Annotated in this window: 13 protein-coding genes; 4 read left to right on the top strand and 9 right to left on the bottom strand. The window is 67.3% G+C overall.

Going from position 1 to position 13,896, the window contains the following annotated elements:
• Position 1 precedes the first annotated feature (1 nt).
• The 4 genes from AASM09_RS00520 to glnA all read right to left on the bottom strand — a co-directional run bounded on the left by AASM09_RS00520 (position 2) and on the right by glnA (position 5,580).
• A complete protein-coding gene (locus AASM09_RS00520; RefSeq protein ID WP_049429856.1) occupies positions 2 to 1,726 on the bottom strand; it encodes a ShlB/FhaC/HecB family hemolysin secretion/activation protein in 1,725 nt (574 codons plus the stop codon).
• Between the two features lie 304 nt (positions 1,727 to 2,030).
• Positions 2,031 to 3,461 carry an ammonium transporter gene (locus AASM09_RS00515; protein ID WP_049429857.1) on the bottom strand — a complete coding sequence of 477 codons (1,431 nt, stop codon included), beginning with the start codon at positions 3,459 to 3,461 and terminating at the stop codon, positions 2,031 to 2,033.
• A gap of 21 nt (positions 3,462 to 3,482) precedes the next feature.
• On the bottom strand, positions 3,483 to 3,821 hold the full coding sequence (locus AASM09_RS00510; RefSeq protein ID WP_004134334.1) for a P-II family nitrogen regulator: 339 nt from the start codon (positions 3,819 to 3,821) through the stop codon (positions 3,483 to 3,485).
• Positions 3,822 to 4,170: 349 nt separating this feature from the next.
• Positions 4,171 to 5,580 carry a type I glutamate--ammonia ligase gene (glnA, locus tag AASM09_RS00505; protein WP_010487206.1) on the bottom strand — a complete coding sequence of 470 codons (1,410 nt, stop codon included), beginning with the start codon at positions 5,578 to 5,580 and terminating at the stop codon, positions 4,171 to 4,173.
• A 223-nt stretch (positions 5,581 to 5,803) separates the two neighbouring features.
• On the opposite strand from glnA, the gene AASM09_RS00500 reads away from it, so the two are divergent.
• The 4 genes from AASM09_RS00500 to AASM09_RS00485 all read left to right on the top strand — a co-directional run bounded on the left by AASM09_RS00500 (position 5,804) and on the right by AASM09_RS00485 (position 8,707).
• Positions 5,804 to 6,598, top strand: a complete 795-nt coding sequence (locus AASM09_RS00500) for an undecaprenyl-diphosphate phosphatase (protein ID WP_049429858.1) — start codon at positions 5,804 to 5,806, stop codon at positions 6,596 to 6,598.
• A 73-nt stretch (positions 6,599 to 6,671) separates the two neighbouring features.
• Positions 6,672 to 7,499 (top strand): META and DUF4377 domain-containing protein, encoded by an 828-nt coding sequence (locus AASM09_RS00495; protein ID WP_049429859.1) that lies wholly within the window; start codon positions 6,672 to 6,674, stop codon positions 7,497 to 7,499.
• A gap of 151 nt (positions 7,500 to 7,650) precedes the next feature.
• Positions 7,651 to 8,118 (top strand): META domain-containing protein, encoded by a 468-nt coding sequence (locus AASM09_RS00490; RefSeq protein ID WP_049429860.1) that lies wholly within the window; start codon positions 7,651 to 7,653, stop codon positions 8,116 to 8,118.
• 55 nt (positions 8,119 to 8,173) lie between these two features.
• A complete protein-coding gene (locus AASM09_RS00485; RefSeq protein ID WP_049429861.1) occupies positions 8,174 to 8,707 on the top strand; it encodes an NADPH-dependent FMN reductase in 534 nt (177 codons plus the stop codon).
• Between the two features lie 43 nt (positions 8,708 to 8,750).
• Here AASM09_RS00485 and AASM09_RS00480 read toward each other — a convergent pair whose 3' ends face one another.
• From AASM09_RS00480 to AASM09_RS00460, 5 genes are all read right to left on the bottom strand, one after another.
• A complete protein-coding gene (locus AASM09_RS00480) occupies positions 8,751 to 9,362 on the bottom strand; it encodes a YbhB/YbcL family Raf kinase inhibitor-like protein (RefSeq protein ID WP_049429862.1) in 612 nt (203 codons plus the stop codon).
• 10 nt (positions 9,363 to 9,372) lie between these two features.
• Positions 9,373 to 11,442 (bottom strand): tetratricopeptide repeat protein, encoded by a 2,070-nt coding sequence (locus AASM09_RS00475; RefSeq protein ID WP_049429863.1) that lies wholly within the window; start codon positions 11,440 to 11,442, stop codon positions 9,373 to 9,375.
• 56 nt (positions 11,443 to 11,498) lie between these two features.
• Positions 11,499 to 12,488 (bottom strand): YheT family hydrolase, encoded by a 990-nt coding sequence (locus AASM09_RS00470; protein WP_049429877.1) that lies wholly within the window; start codon positions 12,486 to 12,488, stop codon positions 11,499 to 11,501.
• Between the two features lie 52 nt (positions 12,489 to 12,540).
• The gene (locus tag AASM09_RS00465; RefSeq protein ID WP_049429864.1) at positions 12,541 to 13,332 is read right to left on the bottom strand and encodes a lysophospholipid acyltransferase family protein; all 792 of its coding nucleotides are present in this window, start codon (positions 13,330 to 13,332) and stop codon (positions 12,541 to 12,543) included.
• A gap of 119 nt (positions 13,333 to 13,451) precedes the next feature.
• Positions 13,452 to 13,886 (bottom strand): hotdog fold thioesterase, encoded by a 435-nt coding sequence (locus AASM09_RS00460; RefSeq protein WP_049429865.1) that lies wholly within the window; start codon positions 13,884 to 13,886, stop codon positions 13,452 to 13,454.
• Positions 13,887 to 13,896: the final 10 nt, after the last annotated feature.

Genomic DNA, 13,896 nt, shown 5'->3' with positions numbered 1-13,896 from the left:
GTCAGAACGAGACGCCCAGGTTCATTCCGAAGGTGGTGTAGGCGGTCTGGAAGCCACGCGGCTTGGACAGCGGGCTGCCGACGAACGCATCCCAGTTGATGTGGCGGGTGCCACCGCGAAGCCCGAGGGCCGTACCGGTGAGCCGGTCGCCCAGCAGTCGGGCCGTGGACGGGCCGGCGACACGCCCGTGATCAACGGCGACGTAGGCCTCCACGCCGCCGCCCAGGGGCACGCCCACTTCATTGCGCAGCAACCAGCCACGCTCACCGGTCAGCGACATTTCGCCATCAAAGCCACGCACGGTGTAGCGGCCACCAATGGAGAACCGGTCCTGCGGCACCAATGGCGAGCGGTTCCACTGCGCACGCCAGCTGCCGATGTAGCGCAGGCTCTGCTTGCCCCACTGCAGCGGCAGGACCAGCTGCGCGTCCGCGGTATAGATGCGGCCATGCGCCGTGCCTTCGCCAAACGCCTCTTCCGGCGCACGCAACGCGTTGAAGGCACCGGTACCCTTGCGGTACGCCAGGTTCACATCCAGTGTCGCCTTGCCGATGAAGTGACGGTGGCCCAGGCCCAGCTCCCAGCCGGCCATACGCCGGCGCTGCACTTCGATCTCGGTATCGTTGATGAAGTTGTCCGATTCGCGGTACCAGCCACGCGCGTACATGCTGGTCTTGGCATGCGCGTTGCGGAACAGCATGCGGGTCAGCCGCAGTTCCGCATTGCGGCTGGAGCCGCTGTAGACGTAGTTCTCGAACGCACCGGCAACGGTCTGCTCATAGTCGTACTTGCTGGCGTTGGCACCCAGCAGCCAACCGCCCAGCGGTACGCTGTAGTGCGCCGCCCAACTGTCGGTGCCACGTTCGCTGCCGTTGAACAGCGATCTGCCCACGTTGACGTAGAACAGATCGCTCAGGCCCGCAGGGTTGTCCACCGACACCGTGGCACCGGCCTGCATCTTGCCCGTGCTCTGGCTGCCGGCATCGTCCAGGGTCAGGTTGACGCGTACCGGACGCGCCTGCTTCCAGCTGATCACCAGGTCGCTTTCGCCGGGTTTGGCGGCCGCGCCATCGGCCGGTGGCGCGATCTGTATGTCCACCGAGGCGGTCGGCACGCGCTGCAGGTTCTCCAGCGCCTGCTCGATGTCACGCAGGTTCAGCACCTCGCCACGCGTCACCGGCATCGCATTCCAGAGGGTGGGGGTACGGCCTTCTCCGTCCGCGAAGCGGATGGCGTTGACCCGCCCTGGCACGACCGTGAGCATCAGCACGCCGGTCTTCAGGTCCTGTGGTGCGGCAAGGATGCGGGTGGTGACGTAGCCGCGCTCGATGATCGCGTTCTGCACGCGCTTCATCACGATGTCCACGCCCGCCGTACCCAGGCAGCGCCCGGTGGCGGGATTGCTGCGGGGATCGGCTGCCGCCAGCGCCCAGCGGAAGCGGTCGGCAAGCTCGCCCTGCAGCGCGATGGTGGTGATGGTGAAACAGGGCGACTCATCAACCGGCAGGCGGCCGAGGTCTTCGGTGGCTGGCTGCAGGCGCACATCCGGTGTGGATTCCTGCTGTTCACGCAGCACGCGCTCGCGCTCCTGCTGCCGGAGCAGTTCCTGCTCCGGTGACACCGTCTGTGCCCATGCCGGCGCCTGGAGGCCAGTGATGGCCAATGCCACGCCCACGGACAACCGCCACTGCAACACCCGGCTGCGTACTTTACGTCCCTGTTCCACGATGCTTTTCCCTGCTGATGACTGCCAGACCGACGAAGATGCGGCTGGAAGAGGCAGCACTGTAAGGGAATCGTGTGGCAGGAAAAAGCACCAGCGAACCACGCTGGCGCAAGCCTTCAAGGCAAAGTGTGATGTCCGACGGAGGGTATTCCGCCAGCGGGCAGAGCCCTGGATCTACACTGGAACCAGCAGAGCTCCGTCATTGCGTCGACTGATGCCGGTGGCACAAGGAAAACCTGTACCTGACGCCCGCCACTGCGTGCAGCGCAGCAGTGGCGGGACGCCCTTGAAACCGTGAAACCGGTCAGGCCTCGTAGGCCGATTCGCCGTGCGAGGTGACGTCCAGACCGGTGCGCTCGGCTTCCTCGGTCACGCGCAGGCCGACCACGCTGCGCACCACCAGCAGGATCAGCGTGGTCACCACCGCCGACCACACCACGGTCAGGCCCACGCTGACCACTTGCACCCAGACCTGATGGCCGATATCCAGATCGGCCTTGGTGCCACCCAGCGACTGTGCACTGAACACACCGGTGAGAATCGCGCCGACGATGCCGCCGACACCGTGCACACCGAACACGTCGGCGGTGTCGTCCACTTTCAGCAGGCGCTTGAGACCGGTCACCCCCCAGACGCAGACCACGCCGGCGACAAAGCCGATGATGATCGCGCCAAGCGGGCCGACGGTGCCGCAGGCCGGGGTGATGCCGACCAGGCCGGCCACCGCGCCCGAGGCGGCACCCAGTGCCGACGGCTTGCCCTTGCTGATCGCTTCCACCAGCGTCCAGCCGAGCACGGCCGCTGCCGTGGCCAGTACGGTATTGAGGAAGGCCAGCGAGGCCACGGTATCGGCCGCTGCCGCCGAGCCTGCGTTGAAGCCGAACCAGCCCACCCACAGCAGCATCGCGCCGATGTAGGTGAACGGCACGTTGTGCGGCTTCAGCGCGGTCTGCCCATAGCCCAGACGCTTGCCGACGAACCAGGCAGCGACCAGACCGGCCACACCGGCGTTGATGTGCACCACGGTGCCGCCCGCGAAATCGATCGCGCCCAGTTCACCCAGGTAGCCGCCACCCCAGACGATGTGGGCCATCGGGATGTAGCTGAGGGTGAACCACAGCGCCGAGAACAGCAGCACCGCGCGGAACTTGATGCGCTCGGCGAAGGCACCGACGATCAGCGCGGTGGTGATGCCGGCGAAGGTCGACTGGAAGGCGACGAACAGATAGTCCGGCAGTCCCTTGATCGGCGTGTTGCCCACCGACTCGGGGGTGAAGCCCTTGAGGAAGGCGAATTCGGTGAACGAGCCGAAGAACGGATTGCCGGCGCTGAACACCGCGCTGTAGCCATAGGCCACCCATAGCAGCAGCACCAGCGAGAACACCACCAGGATCTGGCTGAGCACCGAAAGCACGTTCTTCGAACGCACCAGGCCGCCGTAGAACAGGGCCAGGCCCGGCACCACCATCATCAGTACCAGCAGGGTTGAGGTGAGCATCCAGGCCACGTCGCCACGATCATAGGCAGCGGCCGCTTCGGCCACGGCCGGCGCAGCGGCTGCAGCTGCAGGGTCCTGCAGCGGTTCGACCGCAACGGTTTCGCTCGGCAGCGGCGACACCTGTGCCTGGGCATGGGCGCTGCCCGGCCACGCACCGACGGCGAACGCGCTGAGCAGCATCAACAGCCACACGACATGGAACCGGGCTTGCCACCCGGTGAGAAAGCGCATCTTCATGGGGGAGTCTCCGGAAGGGGGTTACAGCGCGTCGGCACCGATTTCGCCGGTGCGGATGCGGATGACCTGTTCGACGGCGGTGACGAAGATCTTGCCGTCACCGATCTTGCCGGTGCCTGCCGACGACTGGATCGCTTCGATCACCGCATCGGCACGTTCGTCGGTGACCACGGTTTCGATCTTGATCTTGGGCAGGAAATCGACGACGTACTCGGCGCCGCGATACAGCTCGGTGTGGCCCTTCTGGCGGCCGAAGCCTTTCACTTCGGTCACGGTGATGCCCGACACGCCTGCGTCGGACAGGGCCTCGCGGACCTCGTCGAGCTTGAACGGCCGGATGATGGCGGAGATCAGTTTCATGCGCATGTCCCGATGGTGGATGGGGCCAGCGCGCCAGCGCGCGTTGGCATCAGGCAACCAGCGGCCATCAGGGTGATGGCCGTGGCTGTTGCACCGGACACGTACAGGGCCGGGACGGCCGTGCCTCTCTCCTTGCACGACCGACGCGGGAGGGAGGGCGGCCCTGGTCGCGTATCCGGTCTCTCTCTTGCCCCTGGATAAGCGGATTGAAGTTCAGCGGACTAACAGTCCGCTCTACCACCGTCCGCTCTACAACGGCGGGCCTGCGCCCGCCTTGCGGCTCCCCAGCCGCGAAAACGGAAGCGATGGCGGCGGGTGGGAGGGGGAAGCCCACCGCCATCGCATCCGGTCAGCTGGCGTAGTACAGCTGGTATTCCAGCGGGTGGGTGGCCGCGCGGAACTTGGTCACTTCCTGCATCTTCAGCGCGATGTAGCCGTCGATGAAGTCGTCGCTCATCACGCCACCGGCCTTCAGGAACTCGCGGTCCTTGTCCAGCGCTTCCAGCGCCTGGTCCAGCGAGGAGCAGACCTGCGGGATCAGCTTCTCTTCTTCCGGCGGCAGGTCGTACAGGTCCTTGTCGCTCGGTGCGCCCGGGTCGATCTGGTTCTTGATGCCGTCCAGGCCGGCCATCATCAGCGCGGTGAAGGTCAGGTAGCCGGACTGGATCGGGTCCGGGAAGCGCATTTCGATGCGGCGTGCCTTCGGGTTGGACACCCACGGAATGCGGCACGAGGCCGAGCGGTTGCGGGCCGAGTAGGCCAGCATCACCGGCGCTTCGAAGCCCGGCACCAGGCGCTTGTAGCTGTTGGTGCCCGAGTTGGCGAAGGCATTGATGGCCTTGGCGTGCTTGAAGATGCCGCCGATGTACCACAGCGCCAGCTGGCTCAGGCCGCCGTAGCCGTCACCGGAGAACAGGTTGGTGCCGCCCTTGGACAGCGACTGGTGCACGTGCATGCCGCTGCCGTTGTCGCCGACGATCGGCTTGGGCATGAAGGTGACGGTCTTGCCATTGCGGTGCGCGACGTTCTTGATGACGTACTTCATGCGCAACAGTTCGTCGGCCTTCTGCACCAGGGTGCTGAACTTGGTGCCGATCTCGCACTGGCCGGCGGTGGCCACTTCGTGGTGCTGCACTTCCACTTCGATGCCGACCTGTTCCAGAGTCTTGCACATCTCGGCGCGCAGGTCGTGCAGGGTGTCGGTCGGCGGAACCGGGAAGTAACCGCCCTTCACGCCCGGACGGTAGCCGCTGTTGGCGCCGTCGTACTTGGCGCCGCTGTTCCAGGCGGCTTCTTCGGAATCGACCTTGAAGAAGGTGTTGCCCATTTCATTGGCAAAACGGACCGAATCGAAGATGAAGAATTCCGGTTCCGGGCCGAAGAACGCGGTTTCGGCGATGCCGGAGGACTTCAGGTAGGCCTCGGCGCGCTTGGCGATGCCGCGCGGGCAACGGCCATACGGCTGCATGGTGGCCGGGTCCAGGATGTCGCAGCTGATCACGATGGTCGGATCGGCGTAGAACGGGTCGACGTAGGCGCTGGCGGTATCCGGCAGCAGCACCATGTCCGACTCGTTGATGCCCTTCCAGCCGGCGATCGAGCTGCCGTCGAACATCTTGCCTTCTTCGAACAGCGACGGCTCGATGATGCTGACCGGGAAGGTCACGTGCTGCTCGACACCACGCATGTCGACAAAGCGCAGATCGACGAACTCGATCTGGTTGTCCTTGATCAGCTTCTCAACGTTTTCCACGGACATCGGTACGACCTCGGATGGGGATGAATGCCTGCTGAGGTACAGCAATGACCGTGCCAACTTTTCAGATGCCGCAAGTCATTGATTTCAAAAAGACCGCCCCGTGCGGGTGCAGAGCGGGGCGCACCAAACGGGTGCGCCGGTCACCAGACGCACCCGTTTGGTGCAGCAGGGATCGTCTATCCTCTCGACCTTCTTCCTTCCGCCGCGCGTGCACGCACCGTCCATGTCCGACCTGCTCTCCGCCCTGCTGCTGGGCATCCTCGAAGGCTTGACCGAATTCCTGCCGATCTCCAGCACCGGCCATCTGCTCATCGCCCAGCACTGGCTGGGGGCCCGCTCGGACTTCTTCAACATCGTCATCCAGGCCGGCGCGATCGTGGCCGTGGTGCTGGTGTTCCGCCAGCGCCTGCTGCAGCTGGCCACCGGCTTCAACCAGCGCGAGAACCGCGAGTACGTGTTCAAGCTGGGGGCCGCCTTCCTGGTCACCGCGGTGGTCGGCCTGGTCGTGCGCAAGGCCGGCTGGTCGCTGCCGGAAACGGTCAGCCCGGTGGCCTGGGCACTGATCATCGGTGGCGTCTGGATGCTGCTGGTGGAGGCCTACACCGCGCGCCTGCCCGACCGCGATCAGGTGACCTGGACGGTAGCGATCGGCGTGGGCCTGGCGCAGGTGGTGGCCGGTGTGTTCCCGGGCACCTCGCGCTCGGCCTCGGCGATCTTCCTGGCCATGCTGCTGGGCCTGAGCCGCCGTGCCGCCGCCGCCGAGTTCGTGTTCCTGGTCGGCATCCCCACCATGTTCGCCGCCAGCGCCTACACCTTCCTGGAGATGGCCAGGGCCGGGCAGCTGGGCAGCGAGAACTGGACCGAGGTGGGCGTGGCCTTCCTTGCCGCGGCCGTCACCGGCTTCGTCGTAGTGAAGTGGCTGATGGGCTACATCAAGTCGCACAAGTTCACCGCCTTCGCCATCTACCGCATCGCGCTGGGCGCGGCGCTGCTGCTGTGGTTGCCTTCCGGCAGCTGAACAGCGCCGGGGCACGGTAACCCCGTTGCCGGCCCCACCCCGTTTCCCCCACGGTTCCCCAAGGAGAATCACCATGAACCGCAAGCTCACCCTGCTCCTCCCGCTGGCCCTGATGGCCGCCTGCAGCCAGACCCCGGCCCCGGCCGGCAACGGCGGCGACGACGTGGCCCCGGCCGCGGCCAAGGCAGCAGACCAGCAGACGCTGGCGCACCTGGACGCGCAGCGCCTGCAGAGCCAGCACTGGCTGCTGCAGCAGGCCACCGGTGCCGACGGCAAGCGCATCGACGCGCTGTTCGCCCGTGAAGACAAGCCGGTCACCCTGGACTTCGCCGACGGCCGCCTGTCGGTCAGCAACGCCTGCAACCACATGGGCGGCAGCTACACCCTGGCCGACGGCAAGCTGACCGTGGGCGCGATGGCGTCCACCATGATGGCCTGCACCGACAAGGCGCTGATGGCGCTGGACGAGGCCGTGTCGAGCCGCCTGCAGGGCGAGCTGAAGGCCACGCAGGATGCCGATGGCAAGCTGACCCTGACCACTGCCAAGGGCGACGTGCTGGTCTTCAACCCGGAACCGACCGCTGAAACCCGCTATGGCGGCGCCGGCGAAACCGTGTTCCTGGAAGTGGCTGCGAAGACCGAAAAGTGCTCGCACCCGCTGATCCCGGACTACCAGTGCCTGCAGGTGCGTGAAGTGAAGTTCGACGACAAGGGCCTGAAGCAGGGCGAGCCAGGCAAGTTCGAGAACTTCTACGGCAACATCGAGGGCTACACCCACGAAGACGGCGTGCGCAACGTGGTGCGCGTGAAGCGCTACGAGGTGAAGAACCCGCCGGCCGATGCGCCGTCGCAGGCGTACGTGCTGGACATGGTGGTCGAGTCGGCCATCGAGGAGAAATAAAACGATGGAAGGGCGGCCGAAAGGCCGCCCTTCTTCATTGCGTTGCAGGTTGTAGCGCCGGCCGCTGGCCGGCTGCCACGCCTGGCGCCGGCAGCACACGGACGTTGCCGGCCAGCGGCCGGCACTACCCACATGCATCTGGGAGATCGGCATGAAGCACGTCCCCGTCCTCCTGGCCACTGCACTGCTGGCCGTGTGCGTCGATGCCTCCGCTGCCAGCACGCCCACCACCGCCCAGCTCGAAGCCCACACATGGCAGCTCACCCGCGCCACAGATGCAAAGGGCAGGCGCATCGGCGCGTTGTTCGTCCGCGGTCGCGCGCCCTATACGCTGCACTTCGGGCACGGTTACCTGAGCGAGTTGAACCTGTGCAACAACGTCAGCAGCCAGTACCGGATGCAGGGCAACGCACTGATCCTGGAGAACGGCATCCAGACAGTGGCCGGATGCATGCGTGGTGACATCGTCGTGCAGCAGGAACGTGCTGGAACGCTGATGAGCAGCCGGAGCCCGGCACCGACGCTTGAGCTGGATGACCGCGGCGCGCTGGTACTGCGCAACGCGCAGGGCGACACCGCGGTGTTCGAACCGGCACCGCTGCCAACGAATGGAAGGTAGAGCCGAGCCCGCGCCCGGCTGAAATCCCGCGGATCCTGCATGCTAACGTTCCGCGATGAAGATTCTTGCCCTCTCCGGAAGCGTACGCCGGCGGTCGACCAACACCGCTCTGCTGATGGCGCTGAAGGCCATCGCACCGCCCGGAATGGAGATTGAGGTCTACACTGGCATCGGCGAACTGCCGGTGTTCTCCCCGGATCTGGAAGGCGCCGACGAACCTGGCAGCGTGACCTGCTTCAAGGCGGCCATCGCGCACAGCGATGGCGTGCTGGTATGCAGCCCGGAATACGTGCGCGGCATTCCCGGCGGGCTCAAGAATGCGATTGACTGGCTGGTATCCGGCGACCAGATCGTCGGTCGGCCCATTGCGTTGGTGCACGCGTCCCATCGTGGCGAGGACATGCTGCAGGAACTGCGCGCGGTGCTGTCCACGGTCAGTGCCGCGTTCAGCACAACGCTGTTCCTGCGTGTACCGGTGCTTGGCCTGGAGCCCGAGCAGGTGATTGACGTACTGCAGTCGAAGGTGCACCGCGCCGACGCTGATACGTTCCTGGCGCGGTTTGCCGATTACTGCCGGTCAATCGTGTAGCAGAAGCAGCCGAGCATCGGCTCGGCTCTACCCTGTGTGCTGCTCAGCCCAGCGCCGGGTTCAACGTGTAGGTGCCATGCAGTGCGGCTTCGGCCAGCACGTGGCCGTGCATGGCGCGGTACGCGTCGGCGGCGGTGAAGCGCTGCGGCAGGTCCAGCGACGCCACGTCCAGCGCGAATACCCGGAAGAAGTAGCGGTGCATGCGCTCGTCGTTGAACGGCGGATACGGGCCGTCATAGCCCAGGTAGTCACCGGCCATGTCCGGGTTGCCCGCGAACCAGCCGGTGAAGTCGTTCAGGCCCTGGCGGCTGCCGGCCGGGCCGGCGGGAGCGGGCTTGCCCTTCACCACGAAGCCGTCGCTGCAGCTGCCAGCGGCGATCTCCTGCACCGTGGCCGGGATATCGGCCATCACCCAGTGCACGAAGTCGCAGCGCGGCTGGTCGCGCGGCACCGTCATGTCATTGCGGCCAACCGTCTCCGGCACGGTCGGCACGTCCGGGTCCACGCATACCAGCAGGAACGAACGGGTGCCGGCTGGCACCCCGCTCCAGGCCAGGTGCGGGTTGCGGTCGGGGGCGAAACCGTTGGCGTCGCCCGCGGCGAACTCACGATCGATCGGTGCGCCGTTGGTCAGGCTGTGGCTGGTCAGCTGCATCGGACTCTCCTCACTCTTCCGGGTAGCCCAGGCGCACCGCAACCGGCGTGAGCTGGGCGAAGGCGGCGCTCATCACGTCGCGGTAGTTGCGCCAGTGGCCGGCAGGCAGGCGCGGGGCGCCCAGCTGTGCCGCCGGCGGCATCGGCCGCTCGAACAGGCGACCCAGCAGTTCGGCCATCGCCTGCGGATCGTTGCCGATCTGGTCGATGCGCAGCAGCACGTGCGGGTACAGGTCATCCTCATGCAGCGTGGCGATCTGGTTCAGCGCGCGGGTCAGCCATTCACTGGCTTCGGCCAACGACGTCATCGCCAGCGGCGCGGCGGCACCGTAGGCCACCCAGTCCAGCAGCATGTCGCGCGGGTCGCGCAGCACCAGCACCAGGCGGCCCTGCGGCAGCTGCGGGCGCAGCGCCCACAGCAGGGCGTTGTCCCACCACAGCAGCCAGTCGATCACGGTGTCGCTCTGCAGGCCACGTGCCGGCAGCTGTTCACGCCAGCGCTGCACCAGCCGCTCCGGCGTCAGCACGCCCGAGGCCAGGTCCTGCAGCGTGTTGTAGTTCTGGAACGCATCATCGGGCGGCGTGTTGGTGTAGCGGTCGCTGCGCAGCACCGGGCTGGCAGCGGCCAGGCCGGTTGCCACGCGCTCAACGCCCGAACCCGGCGCGCCCCAGAGGAAGATCGGCGCGGAGCTGGCATCGCCGTCGATGCTGCCCTTGTCCGGCCAGCTCGGCGGGGACTTGGCCTGTGGCGGCAGTGGCAAGCGCTGCGGTGCCTGGTCGGCCTGCAGCGACAGCCACGTGCGCAGCGCGTCCTGCGGCTGCCCGGCGCGGTCCTGGATCTCGCCCATCCACGTCCGCAGGTCGGCGCGATGGTCTTCCGGCGCCAGCTCGATCAGCGCCTGCACGCGGGCCACGGCGGCGGCGGGATCGCGCTGCAGCAGGCCTTCGACCAGGCGGGTCTCGCCGCTGACGCGGCCCGGTTCCAGGCTGACGATGCGTTCGGCGATCGCTTCAGCCTGAGCATGTTCGCCGACCATGTCATGCAGGCGCAGGCGCGCCTCCAGGGCCGGCAGGTGCGCGGGCATGGCCGCCATCCAGCGCTCGACCGCGGTCACGGCGCTTTCGCTGCCCACCTGCTCGATGGCCAGTCGCGCCAGCCACACGTCGTGCAGCTGGTCGTTGCTGTCCAGCACCGCATCCAGGCGTGCGCGCGCTTCGTCCTCGCGGCCCAGGCGCTGCCAGGACATCAGCAGCAGCTGCAGCACCTGGCGGTCTTCCGGCTGCGTCTCCAGCAGCGGCAGCAGGTAGTCCAGGGCCTGCAGCGGCTGGCCATTGCGCAGCGACAGCTCACCCGCCAGGCGGCGCATCGACGGTACGTCCATCTCCGGCTGCTGCAGGGCCACCTGCATGGCCTCGGCGGCGGCCGGCACGTTGCCCTGGCGCAGTGCCAGCTGCACCACCAGGCCATGCAGCGAGGACAGCGACGGATTGAGTTCCAGCACGCGGCGGAACGACTGCTCGGCGAACGCCAGCATGTCCTTGCCGAGGTAGGCAAAGCCCAGCGCGTACAGCACGCGGGTATCGTCCGGCAGCGCCTTGCTGGCCGCCGACAGCAGCGCCAGTGCGCGGTCCGCATCACCGCGGCGCAGTGCAACCATGCCGTCGATGGTCAGCAGTTCCGGATGGTCCGGCTCCACGCGCGCGGCCAGGGTCGAGATGCGCTGCGCTTCGTCGAAGTCATTGCGGCCGATCGCCAGGTGCGCCTGCATCAGATAGGCGGAGAACGAGTTCGGATCGAGGCCGGTGGTGCGCACCAGTGCTTCGTCGGCACCCTCGAACTGGCGCAGTGCCAGCAGAAGGCCGGCATGCTGCAGGTGCAGCTGGGCGTCGTCCGGGGCCAGCCGCAGCGCCTTCTGCAGGGCCTCCATCGCCTCCTCGGCGTTGCCCTGCTGCTGCAGCGCAAGCGCCAGCCAGCGGTGGGCGTTGGCCTGGCCGGGTTCGTCAAGGGTCCACGCCTGGGCCAGCTGCACGGCCTGGTCGGCCTGGTTCTGGCGCAACGCTTGGATGATCTGGTCTTGCATGGCAGTCCGGTTCAAGTGCAAACCCGCATTGTAGCGGGCTGCGCGCTGCCGCCGGTTCAGGCCCGCAGGACCCGCTGCAGGCGCTGGGCGACCCAGCGTTCGGAGAAGCCGTCGCCGCGCCAGTTCTCGATGAACCCGCAGTGGCCGCCCCAGCAGGCGGTTTCCAGGTGCGCCTGGCGTGGCAGCTGCCAGTTGTTGAAGGTGGCATATGGGATCACCGGGTCATCCTGTGCCATCAGGATGTCGGCCGGCACCTGCAGGGTGGACAGGCGGTCACCGGCAATAGAGTAGCCATCGAAATAGGCCTGCAGCGAGCCGAAGCTGGTGTGGCGCTCGACCAGCCAGGCGGTCAGCGCGCGGATGTCCAGCTTCAGCACGCGGTCGTCGCAGTCGCTCAGCTCGGGGAACAGGTCACGCTTGCGGCGCAGCGAACCGGCCCACTTGCGGCGGAAGTACCAGTCGTACATCGCCGGGCCGTTCTCGATGCTTTCCATGGTCAGCGCCGGGTCGAGCACCGGGCACACCGAGGCCACGCGCTGCAGCGGCACGCCGGCGGCCGGTGCGCGCAGGGCCAGGCGCAGCACGAAGTTGCCGCCCAGCGAGTAGCCGGCGGCCACCAGCGGCAGCTGCGGCCAGCGCTGGGCGACGTCACCCGCGGCATGCACCACTTCATCGATCAGGTTGGAGTGGAAGATGCCGGGGTTGAGGTGATGGGTGTTGCCGTGGTCGCGGAAGTTCAGCCGCACCACGTCGAAGCCCTGCTCCAGCATGCGCGCGGCCGCCATGCGCATGTAGCTGGATTCGGCACTGCCTTCCCAGCCATGCAGCAGCAGCGCGATGCCCTTGGGCTCGCGGCCTTCGACATGGCTGTGCCAGCCCTGCAGGCGAACGCCATCGCCGCCATCCAGGATCAGCTCCTCGCTGACCGCACCGGTGGCGGCCAGCAGCAGCAGGCCGCGCTGCAGGCGCATGCGGCTGGAGCTGAGCATCGACTGCAGGTGGGGATTGCGCAGCCAGCGCGGTGGCTGGTAGTCAGCCGCATGCAGCGTCGGCGTGCCGGCGTCCAGGACAGGTGGCGGGATCAGGGCCACCGCAGCCTCACCCGGTGCTCATGGCCGCCACGATGCGCGCGCGCGAGGTTTCCGCGATGCGCCGACGGCCTTCCAGGTCCTGTGCACCGATCGGTGCCAGGAAGTGCACTTCCGCACGTCGCGCCGGCTCGCCGAGCAGGCGCAGGAAATTGGCAAAGAAGCTCTCGTTCGGGCCGAACGCGACGATGGTCTGCGCGTCGCCCTTCACCCCGTACACCAGAGCCACCGGCTGCACCGGCACGCCGGTCTCGACCGCGGCCTGGAAGATGCGGGCGTGGAACGGGCCCACTTCGTGACCGCCGCGGGTCCGCCCTTCCGGGAACACGCCCACGGCCTTGCCTTCGCGCAGGCGGCCGGCCATCACCTGCATCACGCCACCGAGCGATTCGGTGTTGCCGCGCTGGTGGAAGATGGTCTGGCCGCGCGCGGCGAGCCAACCGACCAACGGCCAGCTGGCGATCTCGCGCTTGGCGACGAAGCCCATCATGCGCTGGCTGTGCAGGATGCAGATGTCGACCCAGCTGACGTGGTTGGCGACGAACAGCACGGCACCGGGCAACGGCCTGCCGATCTGCACCAGGCGGAAGCCGAAGATCCACATCAGCCCACCCTGCCACCAGTTGACCACCTTGGCGCCGAGGGTCGCCTCGCCCACGCGCAGCTCGCCCCACGGCGGAAGCATGCCGATCAGGATGAGCGGCAGGAACACGATGATGTGGACCAACAGCAGCGGTACGCGGTACAGGTAACGGCACACACGCGCCACGCCGCCACGGGGGGCCGGAGTGGGGGAAGTCATCCGCGCACGATACCGGAGGGCCGTCATCGCTGCCAGCCGATTTAGGCCATAACAGCCATCGACCGGGGCAATCGGCGGGGAACGCTGGGTTCCGCCACCGTCAACGAGCCCCGGGGGGCTCAGCCGTGACCGGCAGCCACCACCGCCAGGGTCAGCCGCGAGATGCAGACCAGGCGGCCCTGCTCGTCCTCGATGCGGATCTCCCACAGCTGGGTGCTGCGGCCGACGTGCAACGCGCGGGCGGTGCCGGTGACCGTGCCCGAGCGCACGGCGCGCACGTGGTTGGCGTTGATCTCCAGGCCCACGCAGATCTGCTTGCCGGTATCCACGCACAGGTTGCCGGCGCTGCTGCCCAGGGTCTCGGCCAGCACCACCGAGGCACCGCCGTGCAGGATGCCGTAGGGCTGGCGGGTGCGCTCATCCACCGGCATGGTGGCCTGCAGCCAGTCCTCGCCGGCGGCGCTGAAGACGATGCCCAGGGATTCAATCGCCGTGTTGCGGCTGAGCGCGTTGAGCTGCTCGATGGAAACGGCTTCGCGGAAGACCTGGGCCATGCGGGTACCT

It is taken from the genome of Stenotrophomonas maltophilia (assembly GCF_039555535.1).
Classification (GTDB): Bacteria; Pseudomonadota; Gammaproteobacteria; order Xanthomonadales; family Xanthomonadaceae; genus Stenotrophomonas; species Stenotrophomonas maltophilia_Q.
Note: the sequence above shows the minus strand (reverse complement) of the source record. Positions and strands in the feature narration are given on the sequence as shown.